Origin of the sequence: Amycolatopsis sp. lyj-84 (genome assembly GCF_046549075.1) — a bacterium.
GTDB lineage: Bacteria > Actinomycetota > Actinomycetes > Mycobacteriales > Pseudonocardiaceae > Amycolatopsis.
Window position 1 is genome coordinate 1 of the sequence record NZ_JAJPWO010000013.1, and the last position, 22,298, is coordinate 22,298.

A 22,298-nucleotide genomic window follows, 5' to 3' on the forward strand; every position below is an offset into this window, starting at 1 on the left:
CGTGAGTGGCAAAGCGGGTTCTAACCCTCTTTGCCACTCACGACCCCCTCGAAAACCGCGCATATAATCATCAATCGGACATTCAGTCGCCAGAAAGTGTCCCTTGTGGACACTCAAGGAACGACTGGCTCCCGCAGACCGGTCCGGAACCACGCCACGAAGGCCACCTCTTAACCTTGAAGCCAGCGAAGGAGTCCTTCGCCGCAGGGGCTCGGTCACGCCACATTTGACTTACCCCTCAATAGAACCGGCATTGTCACTCACGACCCCTTCGCAAAGCGCGCATATGGGTATCGATCAGACATCCAGTCGCCTGGAACTGTCCTGTGTGGACAATCAGGGCGCGGCAAAGGGAGCCTTCGGCCCACCGCCGATCCGCCCGCGAACACGCCACCTTGCCTTGCCGTTCAATAACCGCCCTTACCACTCACGAGAGCCCCGCACTGACCGCGGCTTTCAGTCGATGTCCCCGGTCAGGTAGCGCTGCACCGTCGGCGCGATCGCGGTCACCAGCGGCTCGATCTCGCTCGTCGCCATCGGCTCGAATTTCGCGACGTACCGCACCAGTCCCATCCCGACCAGTTGCGAAGCGCAGAGCGAAGTCCGCAGTTCGACGCGGTCCGAGCCGAGTCCGGCGATGATCTTCGTGAAGAAGTTCTGGAAGAAGCCGCGCAGCACCAGCGCGGCCTGCTCGTGCCCGGCGACACTGCGGACGAGTGCCTGGAAGACCTCACCGCCTGCGCCGTCCCAGCGGGTGAGGAAGGTCCGCACGATCCGCCGTCCGAACTCGTCGTCGGGGCCGTTCGTCAGTTCCGCGAGCAGTTCGTGCGGGTCGAACGGCAGTTTCAGGACGGCCTGGGCGAACAGCCCCTCCTTGCTGCCGAACCAGTGGTTGACCATCGCCGCGTCGACGCCGGCGCGGGTCGCGATCGTGCGCACCGTCGCACCGTCGAAGCCGCTCTCGCCGAACACTGCGCGGGCCGCTTCGATCAGTGCGACGCGCGTGTCCTGTCCACCGGGCCGCCGTCCCCGGCGGCGCGCGGTAGTGTCTTCACCAGCCATGGCGCCATCATGAACGGGACCGGCGCAAAATTCAACAAGACTTGAATTCATCCCCCGGTCCCCGGCCGCCCGGCCGTTGCAGCACAATGGGTGGCATGGTCAGCGCCGCACATGCCAGCCCGTCGGGGCTCGGCTCGGTCAGCCCTTCGCGCGAAGATTTCCGCGCGCTCGCCGAGGGCCGTCGCGTCATCCCCGTTGTCCGTCGCGTGCTCGCCGACGGTGAGACCCCCATCGGGGTCTACCGCAAGCTCGCCGCCGACCGGCCGGGGACGTTCCTGTTCGAATCGGCGGAGAACGGCGCTTCCTGGAGCCGATGGTCGTTCATCGGCGTCGACAGCCCCGCCGCGCTGACCGTGCGTGACGGCAAGGCCGTCTGGACCGGCACCCCGCCGGTCGGCCTGCCGACCGAGGGCGACCCGCTCACCGTGCTGCGCGAGACCGTCGCCGCGCTCCACACCGAGCAGCTGCCCGGAATGCCGCCGCTCACCGGTGGGATGGTCGGTTACATCGGCTACGACGCCGTCCGCTGGCTCGAACGGCTCCCCGAGCTCGCCGAGCGCGACCTCGACATCCCCGAGCTCACCATGCTCCTGGCGACCGATCTCGCCGCCTTCGACCACCACGAGGGCACGGTCACGCTGATCGCCAACGCGGTCAACTGGGACGACTCGGCCGAGCGGGTCGACGCCGCGTACGACGACGCCGTCGCGCGGCTCAACGCGATGACCAAGCAGCTGCACGTCGCGGCCCCGGCCACGGCCGCCGTCTTCGACCGGCCCGCGCCCGAATTCACCCGCCGCCGTTCCAAGCCGGACTTCCACGCGGCCGTCGAGAAGGCCGTCGAGGCGATCAAGGCGGGCGAAGCGTTCCAGATCGTGCCGTCGCAACGGTTCGAGATCGAGACCCAGGCCGACGCGCTCGACGTCTACCGCGTGCTGCGCACGTCCAATCCGAGCCCGTACATGTACCTGCTGCGCCTGGACGGCTTCGACATCGTCGGGTCCAGCCCGGAGTCGCTGGTCACCGTCCGGGACGGCCGTGCGACCACGCACCCGATCGCGGGCACCCGCTGGCGCGGCGCCGATCCGGAAGAGGACGCGCAGCTGGCCAAGGACCTGCTCGCGGACGAGAAGGAGCGCTCCGAGCACCTGATGCTCGTCGACCTCGGCCGCAACGACCTCGGCAAGGTCTGCAAGCCCGGCACCGTGCGCGTCGTCGACTTCTTCGGCGTCGAGCGCTACAGCCACGTCATGCACATCGTCTCCACGGTCACCGGCGAACTCCTCGACGACAAGACGGCCTTCGACGCGGTCACCGCCTGTTTCCCGGCCGGGACGCTCTCGGGCGCGCCGAAGGTCCGTGCCATGCAGCTGATCGAGGAGCTGGAGCCGACCCGCAGGGCGCTCTACGGCGGTGTCGTCGGCTACCTCGACTTCGCGGGCGACGCCGACACTGCGATCGCCATCCGCACCGCGCTGATGAAGGACGGCACCGCGTACGTCCAGGCGGGCGGGGGAGTAGTCGCCGACTCGGTCGCCGACTACGAGGACACCGAGTCGCTCAACAAGGCCCGCACGGTGCTTTCCGCCGTCGCGGCGGCGCAGACGATGATCGCGGCGGACGAGCTCGACCCGGCGGGTGACAGCGCTCGTGTCTGAAGCGCCGGAAGACACGGCTCCGCCGGCCAGGAAGGCCAAGCGCCCACTGTGGATCGCCGTGGTGGGCCTGCTGCTGGGCGCGGCCGCGTTGTGGGGGTCCTCCCGGCTCGTGTGGTTCGCGGAGTTCCGTGACGGTGGGGTGCGCGGCACCGTGTTGTACTCGGAAACCGGTTCACAGCGTGCGGTTGCGCTGGTTCCGCTCGCCCTGCTGGCGCTCGCGGGCACGGCGGGGCTGATCGCCACCGGCGGTTGGCCACGCCGGGTGCTCGGCGTGGTACTCGCCGTGTCCGGCGTCGCGGCGGTGTGGATCGGCGTCGCGGGCGGCTCGTTCGGCGGATTCGCCGACGGACTGCCCGTCGCCCAGATGGTGGGAGCCCGCGGGCTCGCGATCCTCGGGGGAATTCTCGTGGCGGCGGGCGGGTTGGCAGCCATCAAGGGCGCGGGCCGGATGCCACGCCTCGGCGCGAAGTACGCGGCGCCGGGGACGAAGAAGCGGGCCGCGAAGGATCCGGAGACCGAGCTGTGGGAGGCGCTGTCCGAAGGCGAAGATCCCACCGCGACCCGGTGACGACCGCGGATTTCGCGGGTTTCGGAGATCTTTCCCGGCAAAGATGACACGGTTGGCATTCGGAGTAACGGACATACCCGGAACCAGGCCGTATTCGTGCGGGGGTTAGCATCGTTTCGGCGGGAAGGGGAAGGTTTTTGTGAGCGACCTTGCGAAGGAATCCGTGAGTACGACGGCTGGTGAGGGACTCCGGTGAGCGTGCTCGAAGACATCGTCGCCGGCGTCCGCGCCGATCTCGCCGAGCGCGAGGCGGTTCTGCCGTTCGACGAACTGAAGAAGCGTGCGACCCAGGTCGCACCTCCCCGTGACGTGCTCGCCGCCCTGCGCGAGTCCGGCATCGGCGTCATCGCCGAGGTGAAGCGGCGCAGCCCGTCCAAGGGCGAGCTGGCCGAGATCGCGGATCCGGCCGCGCTGGCGAAGGACTACGCCGACGGCGGCGCCCGGGTGATCAGCGTGCTGACCGAGCAGCGGCGGTTCGGCGGTTCGCTCGCCGACCTCGACGCGGTCCGCGCGGCGGTCGACATCCCGGTGCTGCGCAAGGACTTCATCGTCAGCCCGTACCAGGTCCACGAGGCCAGGCTGCACGGCGCGGACATGGTCCTGCTGATCGTGGCGGCGCTGGAGCAGAACGCCCTGATCGCGTTGCTCGACCGCGTCGAATCCCTCGGGATGACGGCGCTGGTCGAGATCCACAACGCCGAAGAGGCCGACAAGGCCCTCGAGGCGGGTGCGAAGGTGATCGGCGTCAACGCCCGCAACCTGCACACGCTCGAGGTCGATCGGGACGTCTTCTCGCGGCTGGCCCCCGGCCTGCCGATGGACGTCTTCAAGATCGCCGAGTCCGGTGTCCGCGGCCCCGGCGACCTGATGTCCTACGCGGGTCACGGCGCCGACGCCGTCCTCGTGGGCGAAGGGCTCGTCGCCTCCGGAGACCCGAAGGGCGCGCTGGTCAAGCTGGTCACCGCCGGTTCGCACCCCGCGTGCCCGAGGCCTTCTCGATGACCACTGAGTACACCGAGACACCGCACGGCGAGCACGACCCGGACGACCGGGGCTACTACGGCCCGTACGGCGGCCGGTTCATGCCCGAGGCGCTGATCGGCGTCGTCGACGAGGTCGCGGCCGAGTACGACAAGGCCCGGACCGATCCGGAGTTCGTCAACGAGTTCCGGCGCCTGCTGCGCGACTACGCCGGTCGTCCGTCGCTGCTCACCGAGGCCAAGCGCTTCGGTGAGCACGCCGGCGGCGCCCGGATCTTCCTCAAGCGCGAGGATCTGAACCACACCGGTTCGCACAAGATCAACAACGTGCTGGGCCAGGCGCTGCTCACCAAGCGGATGGGCAAGAAGCGGGTCATCGCGGAGACCGGGGCCGGGCAGCACGGCGTGGCCACCGCCACCGCCTGCGCGCTGCTCGACCTGGAATGCATCGTCTACATGGGCGAGGTCGACACCGAGCGGCAGGCGCTGAACGTCGCCCGCATGAAGCTGCTCGGCGCCGAGGTCATCCCGGTGAAGACCGGTTCGCGCACGCTCAAGGACGCGATCAACGAGGCGCTGCGCGACTGGGTCACCAACGCCGACACCACGCACTACCTGTTCGGCACGGCGGCGGGCCCGTACCCGTTCCCGATGATGGTGCGGAACTTCCACAAGATCATCGGCGAGGAGGCCCGCGTCCAGATCCTGGAGCAGGCCGGGCGCCTGCCGGACGCCGTCGCGGCCTGCGTCGGCGGTGGATCGAACGCGATCGGGATCTTCCACGGCTTCATCGACGACCCCGAGGTCCGCCTCGTCGGTCTCGAGCCGGGCGGCGAAGGCATCGAGGGCAACCGCCACGGCGCCACGCTGACCAAGGGCACCCCGGGCAACCTGCACGGCGCGATGACGTACCTGCTGCAGGACGAGGACGGCCAGACCGTCGAGTCGCACTCGATCTCGGCCGGTCTGGACTATCCGGGCGTCGGCCCGGAGCACTCGTGGCTCAAGGACAGCGGCCGCGCCGAGTACCGGCCGGTCACCGACGCCGAAGCGATGGACGCCTTCAAGCTGCTTTCGCGGACCGAGGGCATCATCCCGGCGATCGAGTCGGCGCACGCGCTGGCCGGCGCGCTCGTGCTGGGCCGTGAGCTCGGCCCCGAGGGGCTGATCATCGTGAACCTGTCCGGTCGTGGCGACAAGGACATGGACACCGCCGCGAAGTACTTCGGCCTGGTGGAGAACGCATGAGTGGGTTGGACGAGGTCTTCGCGAAGACTCGCGCCGAGGGCCGCGGAGCACTGATCGGGTACCTGCCCGCCGGGTTCCCCACGGTCGACGGCTCGAAGGACCTGCTGGCCGCGGTGGTCGAGGGCGGCGCCGACCTGGTCGAGGTGGGCGTGCCCTACTCGGACCCGGTGATGGACGGCCCGACCATCCAGGCCGCGTCGGTGAGCGCGCTCTCCGGCGGCTTCAAGCTCAAGCACCTGTTCGAGGTCGTCGAGTCGGTGTCGTCGCGCGGCGGCAAGGCCGTCGTGATGACGTACTGGAACCCGGTGCACCGCTATGGCGTCGACCGTTTCGCGCGGGATCTCGCCGCCGCGGGCGGGCTCGGCATGATCACCCCGGACCTGATCCCGGACGAGGCCGACGAGTGGATGGCCGCGTCCGAGCAGCACGGTCTGGACCGGATCTTCCTCGTCGCGCCGTCCTCCTCGGAGGAGCGGATCGCGAAGACCGTCGCGGCCTCTTCGGGCTTCGTGTACGCCACCGCGGTGATGGGTGTGACAGGCGCTCGCGACCAGGTCGGCGTGCACGCCGAGGACCTCGTCGAGCGGACTCGCGCGCACACCGAGCTGCCGATCGGCGTCGGTCTCGGTGTCCGTTCCGGCGCTCAGGCGGCGCAGGTCGCCGGGTTCGCGGACGGCGTCATCGTCGGCTCGGCGCTGGTGACGGCCGCGGCGAGCGGGCTCGACGCGGTGCGCGAGCTCTCGGCCGAGCTGTCCGCCGGGGTGCGGAAGACCGTCGCCCCCGCTTGATCTGATGTGGGCTGAAGGGGCCCTTCACCGCATGAGATGCGGTGAAGGGCCCCTTCGCTGCATCTGACGCGGGGAAAGTCCCCTTCAGCTCAGTGCCGCCACCGCTGCGCCTCGGTGATCTCCTTCGCGCTCGCGTGCGCGAACCGCTCGATCTCCGCCCGCCGGATGTCCACGATCGTCGTGGCCAGAGGCGCGCCGAACGCGGCCGTCAGATCCTTGTCCGCTTCGAACGCCGCGACGGCGTCCGCCAGTTTCACCGGCAGCCGCTCGATCCCGCGCGCGGCGCGTTCTTCGTCGGTGAGCGTTCCCGGGTCGACGTCCACCGGTTCCGGCAGTGACGCCTCCTCGTCGGCACCGGCCATCCCGGCGAACAGCAGGGCGGCCGCCAGCAGGTACGGATTCGCGGTCAGATCGAAGCATTTGACCTCGAGGTTCGCCGCCGCGTCCCGGTTCCCGGCGACCCCGCGCACCAGCCGCAACGGCGTCTCCCGGTTCTCCAGCCCCCACGCGGCGTACACCCCGGCCCAATGGTGCGGCTCCAGTCTCAGATAGCTGACGACCGACGGCGCCCCGATCGCGAGCAGCGCGGGAAGCCGCCGCAGGATGCCCGCGCTGAAGGATTCCGCGACCGGCGTCAGCCCGAAGATCCTTTCCCCGCCGGAGAAAAGGTTCCGGGCACCGTCCCAGACGCTCAGATGCACATGGCCGCCGTTACCGACGCCGGCGGGCGCGAACTTCGGGGTGAAGGACGCCTTCACCCCGTGCCGGTGGCTGAGCGCGCGAATCGTCTCCTTCGTCAGGACGGCGACGTCGGCCGCGCGCACCGGATCGGCGGCGGTGACGGACAGTTCGAACTGTCCGTCGGCGTACTCGGGATGGATCTGTTCCACCCCGGCGCCCTGCTGGTCCAAAGTGGACACCAGCGCGCGGAGATAGTCCGCGCGCTCGGAAAGCCGGGCGTAGCCGTAGGCCGGGCCCGCGGTGGCCGACATCGGATCGTCCGGGGCGTCGGCGCTGGTGACCACCCATTCGAGTTCGAAACTCATCATCGCCCGGTGACCGCGTGCGGCGAGCCTGTCGACCGCGGTCATGAGGAGGGCGCGCGGATCCTGCGGATGTGGCTCGCCCTCCTGGTCGAGCTTCGTCACCGGCGCCCACGCCCAGCCGGGTTGCCCGGCGAGCACGGTCAGCGCGTCGAGATCCGGATGCAGGCGCAGATCACCGACCGGCCCGAGCGAATGCTCACCGCCGGTGATGCCGTCGTCGGAACCGAAGAAGTCGAAGGAATTCGAAGCGCCGACACCCCAGGCGGCCGCGGACGCCAGCTTGCGCAGCGGCACCGCCTTGACCCGCGCGATCCCGGCGTTGTCCACGAAGGTCAGCGCCACGAGTTCGACACCCCGTGCCCGGAGTTCCCCGGTGAGGGCGGTCGCGCGGGCGGTCAGTGCTTCCCGGTTCACCATGGTTCCTCATCCTGGCCTCATCGCGAGCCCCTTGCCACGTCCGGCTCCGGCCCTAGGGTGAGGCGCATTCGTCGATCACCGGAAGGGACGCGCCATGCCGGGACCCGGAATTCTGCCGTTCGTGGCCGAGATGCCGCTGGTGGACCATCACTGCCACGGTGTCGTCACCGGCGATCTCGGCCGGATCGAGTTCGAGCAGATGCTCACCGAGGCCGACACCGTCTCGTCGCTGGGCACGACCTTGTTCGACTCGCTGATCGGGCTCGCGGTCCGTGCCCGCTGCGCGCCGGTGCTCGACCTGCCTTCACACGTCCCGGCCGAGGTCTATCTGGCCCGGCGTGCCGAACTGGGCGCCACCGAGGTCAACGCGCGGTTCCTGCGCGCCACCGGCACGACCGAGTTCCTGCTCGACGGCGGTTTCCTGCCGGACACGCTGACCACGACCGAGCAGTTCGCGGCCCTGTCCGCCGCCCGCGCGCGGGACATCGTCCGGCTCGAACAGGTCGCCGAAGCCGTCGTGGAGTCCAGCACGGCCGCGGGATTCGCCGCGGCCTTCACCGCGGAACTGGCGAAACGCGCCACGACGGCGGTGGGGTTCAAGTCCATCGCCGCCTACCGCGTCGGCCTCGACCTGGCGGGGGAGCGCCCCACGGACGCCGAGGTCACCGAGGCGGCGGGCCGCTGGCTCTCCAGGATCGAGGCGGGCGAACCGGTCCGGCTCGCCGACGAGGTCCTGCACCGGTTCCTGATCTGGACCGGGCTCGACCTGGCCCTCCCGGTCCAGTTCCACGTCGGTTTCGGCGACTCCGACGTGGACCTGCACCGCTGCGATCCGCTGCTGCTCACCGGGCTGCTGCGGGCGACGCGGTCACACGGGGTGCCGATCATGTTGCTGCACAACTATCCCTTCCACCGGAACGCCGCGTATCTGGCGCAGGTGTTCGAGCACGTGTTCATCGACGTGGGTCTCGCGACGCACAACGCCGGTCACCGTGCGCCCGCGATCATCGCGGAGACAATGGAGATCGTGCCGTTCGGGAAACTGCTGTTCTCCACCGACGCGTTCGGGCTCGCCGAGCTGTACCACCTCGGCACCGCCCTGTTCCGGCGAGGACTGTCGGATTTCCTGTACGCGGGGCTCACCGCGGACGTACTGTCCGAAGTGGACGCACGTCGGATCACGGCCCTGGTGGGGCACCGCAACGCCGAACGGGTGTACGGACTGGAGGGGATATGACGGAACTGGACGAACTGCAGGACCGGTGGGAGGCGGCCGTCGAGGCGGAGCTGCCGTCCGCGATCGGGCTGCGGCACCGGGTGCACGCCGATCCTCGCGCGTCGGGGGACGAAGAGGACACCGCACGGGTTCTCATCGAGGCACTGGGCGTCGGCGAAGGGGTGCGGGTCGCCAAAACCGGGCGTGCCGTGCTGTTCCCCGGCACCGGTCCGGGGCCCGCCGTCGCGCTGCGCGCCGAACTGGACGCGCTGCCGGTCACCGAGCGGACCGGGGTCCCGTGGGCCTCGGAGACGCCGCTCATGCACGCGTGCGGGCACGACGTGCACATGGCCGCGCTCGTCGCCACCTGCCGCGCGGCGGCCGTCGTGGGGGTGCCGCGGCCGATCCTCGCCCTCCTGCAGCCGCGTGAAGAGACCTCGCCGTCCGGCGCGCTGGACATCGTCGAGTCCGGAGTGCTCACCGAGTACGGCGTCGAAGCGGTCATCGGCGCGCACGTCCAGCCGCGGCTCGCGGCGGGCGTGGTGTCGGCGGTACCGGGACCGGTCAACGCCTCCACCGACGAGTTCGACGTGGTCGTCCGCGGCCAGGGCGGGCACGCCGGCTACCCGCATCTGCTGCGGGACCCGATCCTCGCGCTCAGCCAGATCGTGGTGAGCCTGCAGCAGCTCGCGAGCCGCCGGGTCGACCCGGTGTTCGGCGCGGTCTGCTCGGTCGGCCGGATCGAGGCGGGGACCACGGCGAACGTCGTGCCGAACGAGGCCCGCCTGTCGGGCTCGCTGCGGCTGATGCGCGCGGAGGACCGTGACCTCGCGCTGGAGGGGCTCGCCGAGGTCGTCCACGGCACCGCGAAGGCGCACGGCTGCCGGGCGGAACTGGAGATCAGCCCGTGCGAACCGGTGCTGCACAACGACGCCGGGCTCACCCAGCACGCGCACCGGCGGCTGGTCCGCGCCGGGGCGGGCGTGGACACCGAGTTCCGGTCGTTCGGCGCCGACGACTTCGCCCATTACCGCGGGGTGGCGCGCGGGCTGATGATGTTCGTCGGCCTCGGCGACACCGCGGGCGCGCCCAGCCTGCACGACGAGGTCTTCCTGCCGCCGGACGCCGCAGTCGGGCACGTCGCTTCGGCGCTGATCGCGGGCTATTTGGCCGCCGTCGAGGGCTGACGCCCCCAAGAAGTGGATGAAGCGCTACGGTGGCCTCCGTGAATACCGCCTCGGCAGCGTTCCTCGCGACCATCCCCAGTCCCGACCAGGGCGTCTGGCATATCGGGCCGGTCCCGATCCGTGCCTACGCGCTCTGCATCATCGCCGGCATCATCGTGGCGATCTGGCTGGGCGAACGGCGCTGGATGAACCGCGGCGGCACGAAGGGCACCGTCATCGACGTCGCCGTCTTCGCGGTCCCGTTCGGCCTGGTCGGCGGGCGGTTGTACCACGTCATCACCGACAACCAGCTGTACTTCGGCGAGGGCAAGAACCCGATCAACGCGCTGAAGATCTGGGACGGCGGCCTCGGCATCTGGGGCGCGATCGCGCTCGGCGCCGTCGGCGCGCTGATCGCCTGCCGCCGCCGGGGCATCCCGCTGCCCGCGATGGCGGACGCGCTCGCGCCGGGGATCGTGATCGCGCAGGCCATCGGGCGGCTCGGCAACTACTTCAACCAGGAGCTGTACGGCGCGCACACAGACCTGCCGTGGGGCCTGGAGATCTACCAGCGCTACAACCCGACCAACCCGGACGACTTCCTGAACGGCATCGCCATCGGGCACGTCCCGCTGCCGGACAGCCCGGTGCACCCGACGTTCCTGTACGAGCTGATCTGGAACCTGGGTGTCGCGCTTCTGGTCATCTGGGCGGACAAGAAGTTCCGCCTCGGCCACGGCCGCGTGTTCGCGCTGTACGTCGCCGGGTACACCGCGGGCCGGTTCTGGATCGAGATGATGCGGACCGACACCGCGAACCACATCCTCGGCCTGCGGGTCAACGTGTGGACGTCGATCCTGCTGTTCGCCGCGGCGATCGCCTACTTCGTGGTGGCCGCCAAGCGAGGGCCGCGGGAAGCGCCGGAAACGCTGTGGAGCAAGGACGTGCCACGCGAGGACTCCGCTGCCGCAGCCTCCTCTGCCGACACTGCCTCCTCTTCCGACGATGCCGTTTCGCCTGCCGAGGCCAAGGACGAGGAGCACGCGGAGGTGGGGGCGGCTCCGGACACCGTCCGGGACTCGGCCGCCGACAAGGCGACCGAGGACCCGAAACCCGACTCCGAGAAGTAGCGCTCCGCTTCCCCCACGCGTACCTCCGGCAGGCCGGGGTCACGCAAGTCCGTGAAGGCCTCCTTCCCTACCCTCAAAGTAGGGAAGGAGGCCTTCACGGCACGCGCGGGGCGTCAGGGGGAGACCAGGCCCCGTCCGGTCACCAAAGGCAGGTCCAGCGCCGTCAGCAGCCCCGGCGGAGCCGCCACCACCGCCGGGATCGCGTTCACCAGCCGCATCGCGGTCGCCTTCAGCCCGGCCGTGTTGTGGTCACCGTCGGTCCCGACCAGCCGAAGGTCCAGCACGTAGTTGGGCTCCCCGGTCACCTGGACGCGGTAGCAACCCTGCCCGGACGGCTGCGGCCAGTCCGGGCCGAGGTCGCCGCGCAGCCGCGTGATGTGCTCCAGCACGCACACCGCCCGTCCGCCGCGCATGCCGCGCACCTCGAACCGCAGCGCCGCCGCCGTGCCCTCCTTGATCGTCCCCGAGGCGATCTCGAACGTCTCGGGCGCCGGAAGCCGTTCGTAGACCTCCTCGACGGAGTCGAGTTCGACGTCCAGCCCCGCCGCGAGCTGCCGCACGACGCTGCCCCAGGCCAGCGACAGCACTCCGGGCTGCAGCAGCAAGGGAAGGTCGTCCATCTCCCGCCCGAAGCCCATGATGTCGAACAGGACCTTGGCCTGGTTGTACGTCGAGTAGTCGAGGATCTCCAGACAGCGAACCTCGTCGATCCGTTCGCACACGCCGGTGAGCACCAGCGGCAGCCAGTCGTTGGCGAAACCGGGATCGATGCCGTTGACCCACAGCGAAGCGCCGCCTTCCCTGGCCGCCTCGCGGATCGGCTCGATCATCTCCGCCGGGACGACGCCTTCGGGGTACTGGAGGAACACCGGGCTGCTGGAGACCACGTTGATCCCCGCGCGCAGGAACCGTTTCAGGTCCTCGACGGCTTCGACGAGCCTGTCGTCGGCCATCGCCGTGTAGAGCACACAGTCCGGTTTCAGCGCGATGAGCGCGTCCGCGTCGGTGGTCGCCGCGACACCGAGCGAACGCCCGAGCCCGGCCAGTTCCCCCGCGTCCACACCGGCCTTGGCCTCGCTCGAAACCCAGACCCCGGCGAGGTCGAGATCGGGTCGCGCGGCTATCCCGGCTAGCGCGTGACGGCCGACGTTCCCGGTACTCCACTGGACCACGCGCACGGCGTTCGCCTCCTACAGATCGGGCAGGCCCGGTTCCAGGTTCGGGGCCTGCAGGCATGCGTCGACTTCGACGATCGAGCCGCCCGCCTCCAGTAAGGACGGTGCCGCCGCGCCGATCCCGCGTCCGGCGCCGGTGATCACGGCGACCTGGTCGGTGAGCCGGAAACGGTCCGGGATCATGCGCGGAACTGTAACACGTTCTATTTATCGAGCCTCGGCGTGCGGGGTCGGCCCGGAGTGACTAGGGTCGCTTCACCGCGTCTCGTGGCATCCCGGAACAGGACATATACTTAGCGGAACGAACTACCGTGACCCCATCAGGAACTGTGTCGTTCCGGGCATCCAGATCGTTACCATCAGCGGGCTTTCTCGTCCGATGAACTGATGCCCACATGTTTCCTAGGTGTTAAAGTCGCGCTAACGAACGGGCCATCGTCGTCCCGTGCGCATTCCCCCGGCCGGCCCGTCCGGCCGCTGAGCACAGACGACGAAGGAGGTCCCTTCATGATCTTCTCCGCCATTCCCGGCAAACAAGGTCTTTACGATCCCGAATCCGAACAGGACTCCTGCGGTGTGGCCATGGTGGCCGACGTCCGCGGACGAAGGTCGCACGGCATCGTCACCGACGGTCTTTCCGCGCTGACGAATCTCGACCATCGCGGTGCCGCGGGCGCGGAGCCGACCAGTGGCGACGGCGCGGGCATCCTGGTGCAGCTGCCCGACGAGCTGTTGCGCGCGGAAGTGGACTTCACCCTCCCCGAGGCGGGCGCCGACGGTCAGCAGACCTACGCGACCGGGATCGGTTTCCTGCCCTCGGACACCGAGGAGCGCGGCAAGGCCGTCGCCCTGATCGAGCGCATCGCCACCGAAGAGGGCCTCGACGTCCTCGGCTGGCGCGAGGTCCCGGTCGACGCCGATCGCGCCGACATCGGCCCGACGGCGCGTTCGGTCATGCCGCATTTCGTGATGGTGTTCGTCGCGGCCCAGGAAGCGGGCGGAAGCCGCCCCGGCGGGCTCGAACTGGATCGCCTGGCCTTCTGCCTGCGCAAGCGCGTCGAGAACGAGAGTGTGACCGCAGGCTGCGGCACCTACTTCCCTTCGCTGTCCTCGCGGACGATCGTCTACAAGGGAATGCTGACCCCCGAGCAGCTCCCGCTCTTCTTCACCGACCTGACCGACACCCGGCTCGCCAGCGCCATCGCGCTCGTGCACTCCCGGTTCTCCACCAACACCTTCCCGTCGTGGCCGCTGGCGCATCCGTTCCGGTTCGTCGCGCACAACGGCGAAATCAACACCATCCGCGGCAACCGCAACCGCATGCGCGCCCGTGAGGCGCTGCTGGAATCGGACCTCATCACCGGCGACCTCACCCGGCTGTACCCGATCTGCTCGGCCGACGCGTCGGACTCCGCCTCGTTCGACGAGGTGCTGGAGCTGCTGCACCTCGGCGGGCGGTCGCTGCCGCACGCGGTCTTGATGATGATCCCCGAGGCGTGGGAGAACCACGCCGGGATGAACGCCCAGCGTCGTGCGTTCTACCAGTTCCACGCCAGCCTCATGGAGCCGTGGGACGGCCCGGCCTGTGTCACCTTCACCGACGGCACGCTCGTCGGCGCGGTGCTGGACCGCAACGGCCTGCGCCCCGCCCGATGGTGGCGCACCGCCGACGACCGCGTCGTGCTGGCCAGTGAGGCCGGCGTGCTCGACGTCGCGCCCGAGGACATCGTGGCCAAGGGGCGGCTCAAGCCCGGCCGCATGTTCCTGGTGGACACCGAGGCGGGCCGGATCGTCGACGACGAAGAGGTCAAGTCGGAGCTGGCCAAGGAACTCCCGTACGAGGGCTGGCTGCACGCCGGGCTGCTGCAGATCGCCGATCTGCCGGACCGCGACCACATCGTGCAGAGCCACGATTCCGTGCTGCGGCGCCAGCTTTCCTTCGGCTACACCGAAGAAGAGCTGAAGATCCTCCTCGCGCCGATGGTGGTCAAGGGCATGGAGCCGATCGGCTCGATGGGCTCGGACACCCCGCCCGCGGTGCTGTCACAGCGTTCGCGGCTGCTCTACGACTACTTCAAGCAGAACTTCGCGCAGGTCACCAACCCGCCGCTGGACGCGATCCGCGAAGAGCTCGTCACTTCGATGAGCCGGATCATGGGCCCCGAGCGGAACCTGCTCGCCCCCGGCCCGGCCTCCTGCCGCCACGTGCAGCTGCCGTATCCGGTGATCGACAACGACGAACTCGCCAAGCTGATCCACATCAACGACGACGGCGACCTGCCCGGCTTCGCGTGCAGTGTCCTTTCCGGACTGTACGAAGTGGACGGCGGCGCCGACGCGCTGGCGTCCGCGATCGAACGGGTCCGCCGCGAGGCCTCCGAGGCGATCGCGGCGGGCGCGCGCACGCTCGTGCTGTCCGACCGCGATTCCGATCACCGCATGGCGCCGATCCCGTCGCTGCTGCTGGTGTCCTCGGTACACCACCATCTGGTGCGCACCAAGGAAAGGCTCCGCGTGGCGCTGGTCGTCGAGACCGGTGACGCCCGCGAGGTCCACCACGTCGCCGTCCTGCTCGGCTACGGCGCCGCCGCGGTGAACCCGTACCTGGCCTTCGAGACCATCGAGGACATGATCTCGACCGGTGCCATCACCGGTATCGAGCCCGCCAAGGCGATCCAGAACTACGTCAAGGCGCTCGTCAAGGGCGTCCTGAAGATCATGTCGAAGATGGGCATCTCGACCGTCGGCGCGTACACCGCGGCGCAGGTCTTCGAATCCTTGGGGTTGAGCCAGGATCTGCTCGACGAGTACTTCACCGGGACGTCCTCCAAACTCGGCGGCGTCGGCCTGGGCGTGCTCGCCGAAGAGGTCGCCACGCGCCACCGTCGCGCGTACCCGGACAACCCGACCGATCGCGTCCACCGTGGACTCGAGACCGGCGGCGAGTACGCGTACCGCCGGGAAGGCGAACTGCACCTGTTCACCCCGGAGACCGTCTTCCTGTTGCAGCACGCGACGAAGACCGGCCGCGAAGAGGTGTACAAGCAGTACTCCGACGAGGTCCACCGTCTCTACCGCCAGGGCGGCGCGCTGCGCGGGCTGTTCGCCTTCCGCGAGGGCGCGCGCGAACCCGTCCCGCTGGACGAGGTCGAGCCGGTCGAGGCGATCTTCAAGCGCTTCAACACCGGCGCGATGTCCTACGGTTCGATTTCGGCCGAGGCACACGAAACCCTCGCGATCGCGATGAACCGCATCGGCGGCCGGTCCAACACCGGCGAGGGCGGGGAAGACCCCGAGCGGCTTTACGACCCGACCCGGCGCAGCGCGATCAAGCAAGTCGCGAGCGGCCGGTTCGGCGTCACGAGCGAGTACCTGGTCAACGCCGACGACATCCAGATCAAGATGGCGCAGGGCGCGAAGCCGGGCGAGGGCGGGCAGCTGCCCCCGAACAAGGTCTACCCGTGGATCGCGCGGACGCGGCACTCGACGCCGGGTGTCGGGCTCATCTCGCCGCCGCCGCACCACGACATCTATTCGATCGAGGATCTCGCCCAGCTGATCCACGACCTCAAGAACGCCAACGAGAACGCCCGCATCCACGTGAAGCTGGTGTCCTCGCTCGGCGTCGGCACGGTCGCCGCGGGCGTGTCCAAGGCGCACGCCGACGTCGTGCTGATCTCCGGCCACGACGGCGGCACCGGCGCCTCCCCGATGAACTCGCTCAAGCACGCGGGCACGCCGTGGGAGATCGGGCTCGCCGAGACCCAGCAGACGTTGCTGCTCAACGGTTTGCGTGACCGGATCACCGTGCAGGTCGACGGTGCGATGAAGACCGGCAAGGACGTCGTCATCGCCGCGCTGCTCGGCGCTGAGGAGTACGGCTTCGCGACGGCGCCGCTGATCGTCGAAGGCTGCGTCATGATGCGCGTCTGTCACCTCGACACCTGCCCGGTCGGCGTCGCGACCCAGAGCCCGGATCTGCGCAAGCGGTACACCGGCCAGGCCGACCACGTCGTCAACTACTTCCGGTTCGTCGCCGAAGAAGTACGGGAAACGCTGGCGGCACTCGGTTTCCGCACGCTCGACGAGGCCATCGGCCACGCCGAGATCCTGGACACCGACAAGGCGATCGAGCACTGGAAGGCCTCCGGGCTCGACCTGTCGCCGATCTTCGAGATGCCGAAAGAGACCCCGTACGGCGGGGCGAAGCGGCGCACGCGGACACAGGACCACGGCCTGGAACACGCGCTCGACCGGACGCTGATCCAGCTCGCCGAGGCGGCGCTGGAGGACGCGCATCGGGTGCGTATCGAACTGCCGGTGCGGAACGTGAACCGGACCGTCGGCACGCTGCTCGGTTCCGAAATCACCCGCCGCTACGGCGGTGAGGGCCTGCCCGAGGACACGATCCACGTGCTGCTGACCGGTTCCGCCGGGCAGTCGCTCGGCGCGTTCCTGCCGCGCGGCATCACGCTCGACATGGTCGGCGACGCGAACGACTACGTCGGCAAGGGGCTTTCGGGCGGGCGGATCATCGTGCGCCCGCATCCGGACGCGAAGTTCGCCGCGGAAGGCCAGACCATCGCCGGGAACACCCTCGCCTACGGGGCGACCGGCGGCGAGATGTTCCTGCGCGGCCAGGTCGGCGAGCGGTTCTGCGTGCGCAACTCCGGCGCCGTGGTGGTCGCCGAGGGCGTGGGCGACCACGCCTTCGAGTACATGACCGGCGGGCAGGCCGTGGTGCTCGGCCCGACCGGGCGCAACCTCGCGGCCGGTATGTCCGGCGGCGAGGCCTACGTGCTCGACCTCGACCGCGGCCGGGTCAACGAAGAGATGGTCAACCTCCTGACGCCGTCGTCGGAGGATCTCGCCTGGCTCAAGAAGACCGTGCAGAAGCATTACGACCTCACACGTTCGGCCGTGGCCGCGTCGCTGCTCGGCGACTGGCCGCGTCGCTCGGCGGCGTTCACCAAGGTGATGCCCCGCGACTACCAGCGTGTCCTTGACGCGGCGAAGGCGGCGCGTGCCGCGGGCCGCGACGTCGACGAAGCGATCATGGAGGCCGCTCGTGGCTGATCCGACGGGTTTCCTCAAGCACGAACGCGAAGAGCCTAAGAAGAAGTCCAAAGAGGACCGTCTCGCCACCTGGGGCGAGGTCTACGCCGACGTGGAACCCGCCGAGCGCAACGAAAAGGTGCGCAAGCAGGCTTCGCGGTGCATGGACTGCGGCATCCCGTTCTGTCACTCCGGTGGTTCCGGCTGCCCGCTGGGCAACCTGATCCCGGAGTGGAACGACCTGGTGCGCCGCGGCGACTGGGCCGCGGCGAGCGACCGGCTCCACGCGACGAACAACTTCCCCGAGTTCACCGGGAAGCTGTGCCCCGCGCCGTGCGAGGCGGGCTGCGTCCTGTCGATCTCGCCCTTGTCCGGCGGTCCGGTGTCGATCAAACGGGTCGAGCAGACGATCGCCGACCAGTCCTGGGAAGCGGGCTACGTGCAGCCGCAGGTCTCGGCGGTGTCGTCGGGACAGCGGGTCGCGGTCGTCGGTTCCGGTCCCGCCGGGCTCGCCGCCGCGCAGCAGCTGACCCGCGCCGGTCACGAGGTGACCGTCTACGAACGGGACGACCGGCTAGGCGGCCTGCTGCGGTACGGCATCCCCGAGTTCAAGATGGAGAAGAAGGTCCTCGACCGGCGGCTCGCGCAACTCCGCAAGGAGGGCACGAAGTTCGTCACCGGCTGCGAGGTCGGCGTCGATCTGACCGTCGAGGAACTACGGGCGGGCTACGACGCGGTGGTGCTCGCCGTGGGCGCGCTGCGCGGCCGCGACGACACGACGACGCCCGGACGCGAGCTGTCCGGGATCCACCTGGCGATGGAGCATCTGGTCCCGGCCAACAAGTACGTCGAGGGCGACGGCCCGTCGCCGGTGGACGCGGCGGGCAAGCACGTCGTCATCATCGGCGGCGGCGACACCGGGGCCGACTCGTACGGCACCGCGACCCGGCAGGGCGCGCTTTCGGTGACCCAGCTGGACCAGTACCCGACGCCACCGTCCACAAGGGACGACGAGCGCTCACCGTGGCCGACCTGGCCGTACATCCTCCGCACCTACCCGGCGCACGAGGAGGCGGGCGAGCGCAAGTTCGCCGTCGCGGTCAAGCGCTTCGTCGGCGACGAGAACGGCAACGTGCGCGCTGTCGAACTCCAGCAGGTCAAGGTCCAGAAGGATCGCGAGACCGGACGCCGCGAGGTCCTCCCGGTCAACGACGAGATCGAGGAACTGCCCGCCGATCTCGTGCTGCTCGCGATCGGGTTCGAAGGTGTCGAGCACATGCCTTTGCTGGACGGGCTCGGGCTTTCGCTGACCAAACGCGGCACGCTCTCGTGCGGCGTGGACTGGCAGACCTCCTCGCCGGGCGTGTTCGTCTGCGGCGACGCGCACCGCGGTGCCTCGCTGGTGGTGTGGGCGATCGCCGAAGGACGTTCGGTGGCGAGTGCCGTCGACGCCTACCTCACCGGCGCTTCGGACCTGCCCTCGCCGGTGCACCCGACGGCGCTTCCACTCGCCGTCGTCTGAGGCCGGTTCGCGCCGACAGCGTCGTCGGCGCGTTCCTCCAACCCAAGGTGGAGGGTCAGGATCCGTCCCGGGGCCGACGCGGTAGGGCGGCCTCGCGCGCCAGGCTCTCCCGCATGAGAAAAACGCTGGCGATACTGGCTTTCCTCCCACTCGCCGTGGCCGTTCCGTCGACCGCCGAAGCGGCTCCGGCTCTGCGCTGGACGTCACCCTGCCCGGACTACGGCATGACACCCTCGCCGACGGCGGGCCTCGAATGCGCGAAACTCGAGGTCCCGCTGGACTACGCCGACCCCGGCGGGCGGACCATCGAACTCACCGTTTCGCGGAAGGCGAGCACCTCGCCGAAACGCCGGGGCGTGCTGCTGATGAACCCCGGCGGGCCCGGGAGCCCCGGCCTGGCGATGCCCGCGCAACTCGCGCAGCGGCAGGGACACAGCGGCCTGCTCGACAGTTACGACGTCATCGGTTTCGATCCGCGCGGCACCACCTACAGCACGCCGGTGACCTGCGACCTGACCGGGGAACAGCGGTTCATCGTCGTCGGCCCGTATGCGGACGGCCCCCGTGACGTCACCGGGAAGGCGGCGAAATCCCGGGTGGTGGCCGAGCAATGCGCCGCGTCGAAGACCGCGGATCTCCTGCCGCACATGACCACCGCGAACACCGCCCGCGATCTGGACCGGATCCGCGAAGCGCTGGGAGAACGGAAGATCTCGTTCTACGGCGTCTCGTACGGGAGCTATCTCGGCGCCGCTTACGCGTCGATGTTCCCGGCGAAGACGGACCGGATCGTGCTGGACAGCCTTGTCGGGCCGAAGGGGCTGGACGTCCAGGCGCACCAACGGTTCGCGGACGGTTTCGACGACAGGTTCGGCGATTTCGCGGCCTGGGCGGCGGCGCGGGACGACGTCTACCACCTCGGGCGGACACCCGCCGAAGTGACGGCGAAGTTCTTCGAGCTGGCCGAAGAACGCGGCCCGGGAATCCGGACCGACACGTGGGGTGCGCTGTACGACGACGCGAACTTCCCCGTCCTCGCGAAGCAATGGGCCACTCCGTCCGCGTCGGCACAGGGCGGGCCGCTCGACGGCGACAACCACGCGGCACTCCAGCTGCAGGTGCTGTGCAACGACTCCGACTGGCCGGAAAGCGTGCGCTGGTACCAAAAAGCCGTCGAACGCGCTCACGTGACGCATCCGATGTTCGGCCCGGCCGCCGCGAACATCACCCCCTGCGCGTTCTGGCCGGTGGAGCGCCGCGAACGTCCCGTGCGGATCACCGACCGTGGACCGTCGAACATCCTGCTGGTGCAGAACCTCCGCGACCCGGCGACACCGCTGGTAGGGGCGAGGGAACTGCGCTCGGCGCTGGGCGGCCGGGCGAGGTTCGTCACCGTCGACGCGGGCGGGCACGGCGTCTTCACCAAGGAGAACGCGTGCGGGAACGACGTCGTCGTCCGGTACCTGCGGGACGGCGTCCTTCCCGCCGCCGATTCGCACTGCCCCGCTTGATCAGGAGAACAGCACGAAGATCAAGCCCAGCCAGCCGACGCCGCCGGCGAGGAGTCCCAGCATGGCTCCCGCGGCGGCTTCGGGGTAGCTGTCTTCACCCAGCTTCATGCGCGACCAGCACGCCCAGGCCACCAGGAGCCCGCCGAGCAGCAGCAGCGGCCCGAAGGTGAACGTCAGCAGGATGACCGCGGCGGACGTGGCCGTCACGTGCGGCGAGATCCTGAAGCCGAAACCGTAGGTGGTCAGCGAACCCACCCCGAGGGCCAGCAGCGTCGTGATGGCCAGCGCGAGGAGCGACAGGCGGGCCATGCCCCTGGTGTCGCCCACGACGACCACGATCGCCGTCAGAAGTATCCATACCCACGGTGTTAGGACTTTCGTGCCCAGCCGGGCGAAGTCGTTCCGTGAAATCCCCACCAGTCAGCCTAACTCTTTCGAGTGACGATGTAGACGCCCAAGCGGCCTGTCGCGAGTACTCCGCATGAGCGAACCGACTGGAGGTGACGATCATGGAATCGTGGGCTGTACTCGCGATCGTCGTCCCGGCCGCCGTCACGATTCTCCGCGACCTCGACGCCTGCCGACCTCGAACTGCTGAGGCAGGACCGGCACCGCGTCGGATAGCGCCGTTCCCGAACGCCGCGGGTGAGGATTCACGTTCTCGCCCGCGGCGTTCGCCGTGCTGGGCCGAACGGCCCATACACCGCCCCGGATGCGGCCGAACGGTCCCTTGTACGCCCGGTAGCCGGACAAATACTTTCGAAATGCCGTACAGGTCATACGGCAATTCACCGGTGGCGAAAGGTGGTACGCCATGAAGAGGACGGTTTCCCGGACGGGGATCCTGGGGGCGCTCGTGGGGCTGGCGGTGACGGCGCTGACAGCGGTCGCGAGTCCCGCCCAAGCCGGACCGGTCCACCATCAAGCGGCTGTCGACGCACAGACGGTGGCGGCCTACTGGACGCCCGAGCGGATGCGGTCGGCGGTGCCGATCGAGCAGCTGGTGAAGGCCCCGAACCTTTCGCCCAAGGACGTCGCCAAGGGTGAAAGCACGATCATCCAGAGCATTCCCAACGGCGGCGGCGCGTGGACGGGGGCGGGCAAGGTCGTCCAGACCGCCGGCCGCGTGTTCTTCACCATGGGCGGGCGCAACGCTTCGTGCTCCGGCGACGCGGTCACCAGCACGAACGGCAGTGTCGTGATCACCGCCGGGCACTGCGTGAAGTACCAGGGTGCCTGGCACACCAACTGGACCTTCGCGCCCGGTTACGACAACGGCAACACGCCCTACGGCACCTGGGCTGCGAAGAGCACGCTGACCACTCCTCAGTGGGAGGCGAGCGAGGACATGAACTACGACATCGGCGCGGCCGTGGTCAACCCGCTCAACGGGCAGAAGCTGACCGACGTCGTCGGCGCGCAGGGGATCGCGTTCAACCAGGCGCGCAACCAGTCGATGTACACGTTCGGATATCCGGCGGCGGCGCCGTACGACGGCACGAAGCTGATCTATTGCAGCGGAAGCACGTTCACCGATTTCCTGCTGACCAAGGACCACGGCATGAACTGCAACATGACCGGCGGTTCGAGCGGCGGCCCGTGGTTCCTCAACTTCAGTGAGGCGACCGGTACCGGCGTCCAGGCGTCGGTGAACAGTTTCGGCTACACCTTCCTGCCCGGGTACATGTTCGGTCCGTACTTCGGCACGGACGCGCAGAACCTCTACAACAAGGCGCAGGCCGCCTGATCTTCGCCG

The 22,298-nt window shown here is 69.3% G+C and carries 17 protein-coding genes; 12 read left to right on the forward strand and 5 right to left on the reverse strand.

The genetic code is table 11. From position 1 onward, the window contains the following. Positions 1–456: 456 nt before the first annotated feature. The gene (locus ACLJRM_RS32385) at positions 457–1,062 is read right to left on the reverse strand and encodes a TetR family transcriptional regulator (protein ID WP_101609412.1); all 606 of its coding nucleotides are present in this window, start codon (positions 1,060–1,062) and stop codon (positions 457–459) included. 95 nt (positions 1,063–1,157) lie between these two features. Between ACLJRM_RS32385 and ACLJRM_RS32390 the strand changes: the two genes are divergently transcribed. The 5 genes from ACLJRM_RS32390 to trpA all read left to right on the forward strand — a co-directional run bounded on the left by ACLJRM_RS32390 (position 1,158) and on the right by trpA (position 6,304). Continuing rightward, a complete protein-coding gene (locus ACLJRM_RS32390; RefSeq protein WP_101613382.1) occupies positions 1,158–2,720 on the forward strand; it encodes an anthranilate synthase component I in 1,563 nt (520 codons plus the stop codon). Further along, positions 2,713–3,288 (forward strand): Trp biosynthesis-associated membrane protein, encoded by a 576-nt coding sequence (locus ACLJRM_RS32395; RefSeq protein WP_168214368.1) that lies wholly within the window; start codon positions 2,713–2,715, stop codon positions 3,286–3,288. Before ACLJRM_RS32390 ends, ACLJRM_RS32395 begins: the two co-directional genes overlap by 8 nt. Before the next feature lie 192 nt (positions 3,289–3,480). Beyond that, on the forward strand, positions 3,481–4,290 hold the full coding sequence (trpC, locus tag ACLJRM_RS32400) for an indole-3-glycerol phosphate synthase TrpC (protein WP_101609411.1): 810 nt from the start codon (positions 3,481–3,483) through the stop codon (positions 4,288–4,290). Then, entirely contained in the window at positions 4,287–5,516 is a 1,230-nt protein-coding gene (gene trpB, locus ACLJRM_RS32405; RefSeq protein ID WP_101613381.1) for a tryptophan synthase subunit beta, read from the forward strand. The genes trpC and trpB overlap by 4 nt, the downstream gene beginning before the upstream one ends. Further along, positions 5,513–6,304, forward strand: coding sequence for a tryptophan synthase subunit alpha (trpA, locus tag ACLJRM_RS32410; RefSeq protein ID WP_101609410.1), 792 nt, complete (start codon positions 5,513–5,515; stop codon positions 6,302–6,304). The genes trpB and trpA overlap by 4 nt, the downstream gene beginning before the upstream one ends. Before the next feature lie 89 nt (positions 6,305–6,393). On the opposite strand, the gene ACLJRM_RS32415 is transcribed toward trpA, so the two are convergent. Continuing rightward, entirely contained in the window at positions 6,394–7,767 is a 1,374-nt protein-coding gene (locus ACLJRM_RS32415) for a glutamine synthetase (RefSeq protein ID WP_410665220.1), read from the reverse strand. Between the two features lie 94 nt (positions 7,768–7,861). Here ACLJRM_RS32415 and ACLJRM_RS32420 point away from each other — a divergent pair, with 94 nt between their 5' ends. From ACLJRM_RS32420 to lgt, 3 genes are read left to right on the forward strand one after another with little or no spacing between them, the layout of a single operon-like run. Beyond that, positions 7,862–9,004, forward strand: coding sequence for an amidohydrolase family protein (locus tag ACLJRM_RS32420; RefSeq protein WP_101609408.1), 1,143 nt, complete (start codon positions 7,862–7,864; stop codon positions 9,002–9,004). After that, on the forward strand, positions 9,001–10,170 hold the full coding sequence (locus tag ACLJRM_RS32425; protein WP_410665221.1) for a M20 metallopeptidase family protein: 1,170 nt from the start codon (positions 9,001–9,003) through the stop codon (positions 10,168–10,170). The genes ACLJRM_RS32420 and ACLJRM_RS32425 overlap by 4 nt, the downstream gene beginning before the upstream one ends. Positions 10,171–10,199: 29 nt before the next feature. Continuing rightward, the gene (gene lgt, locus ACLJRM_RS32430; protein ID WP_410665222.1) at positions 10,200–11,279 is read left to right on the forward strand and encodes a prolipoprotein diacylglyceryl transferase; all 1,080 of its coding nucleotides are present in this window, start codon (positions 10,200–10,202) and stop codon (positions 11,277–11,279) included. A gap of 113 nt (positions 11,280–11,392) precedes the next feature. On the opposite strand, the gene ACLJRM_RS32435 is transcribed toward lgt, so the two are convergent. Together ACLJRM_RS32435 and ACLJRM_RS32440 are read right to left on the reverse strand one after the other, a co-directional pair. Next, the gene (locus ACLJRM_RS32435) at positions 11,393–12,457 is read right to left on the reverse strand and encodes a diacylglycerol kinase (RefSeq protein WP_101609407.1); all 1,065 of its coding nucleotides are present in this window, start codon (positions 12,455–12,457) and stop codon (positions 11,393–11,395) included. Between the two features lie 12 nt (positions 12,458–12,469). Beyond that, positions 12,470–12,637 (reverse strand): hypothetical protein, encoded by a 168-nt coding sequence (locus ACLJRM_RS32440; RefSeq protein WP_410665223.1) that lies wholly within the window; start codon positions 12,635–12,637, stop codon positions 12,470–12,472. Between the two features lie 324 nt (positions 12,638–12,961). On the opposite strand from ACLJRM_RS32440, the gene gltB reads away from it, so the two are divergent. The 3 genes from gltB (at position 12,962) to ACLJRM_RS32455 (ending at position 20,542) form a co-directional block, all read left to right on the forward strand. Further along, a complete protein-coding gene (gene gltB, locus ACLJRM_RS32445; RefSeq protein ID WP_101609406.1) occupies positions 12,962–17,530 on the forward strand; it encodes a glutamate synthase large subunit in 4,569 nt (1,522 codons plus the stop codon). Beyond that, positions 17,523–19,031 (forward strand): glutamate synthase subunit beta, encoded by a 1,509-nt coding sequence (locus tag ACLJRM_RS32450; RefSeq protein WP_101609405.1) that lies wholly within the window; start codon positions 17,523–17,525, stop codon positions 19,029–19,031. The genes gltB and ACLJRM_RS32450 overlap by 8 nt, the downstream gene beginning before the upstream one ends. A 113-nt stretch (positions 19,032–19,144) precedes the next feature. Further along, complete coding sequence (locus ACLJRM_RS32455) at positions 19,145–20,542, forward strand: alpha/beta hydrolase (protein WP_410665224.1); 1,398 nt, start codon at positions 19,145–19,147, stop codon at positions 20,540–20,542. Here the strand turns inward: ACLJRM_RS32455 and ACLJRM_RS32460 are convergent, their stop codons facing one another. Beyond that, positions 20,543–20,959, reverse strand: a complete 417-nt coding sequence (locus ACLJRM_RS32460; RefSeq protein ID WP_233223722.1) for a hypothetical protein — start codon at positions 20,957–20,959, stop codon at positions 20,543–20,545. 397 nt (positions 20,960–21,356) lie between these two features. On the opposite strand from ACLJRM_RS32460, the gene ACLJRM_RS32465 reads away from it, so the two are divergent. Further along, on the forward strand, positions 21,357–22,289 hold the full coding sequence (locus ACLJRM_RS32465; RefSeq protein WP_410665225.1) for a trypsin-like serine peptidase: 933 nt from the start codon (positions 21,357–21,359) through the stop codon (positions 22,287–22,289). Positions 22,290–22,298: the final 9 nt, after the last annotated feature.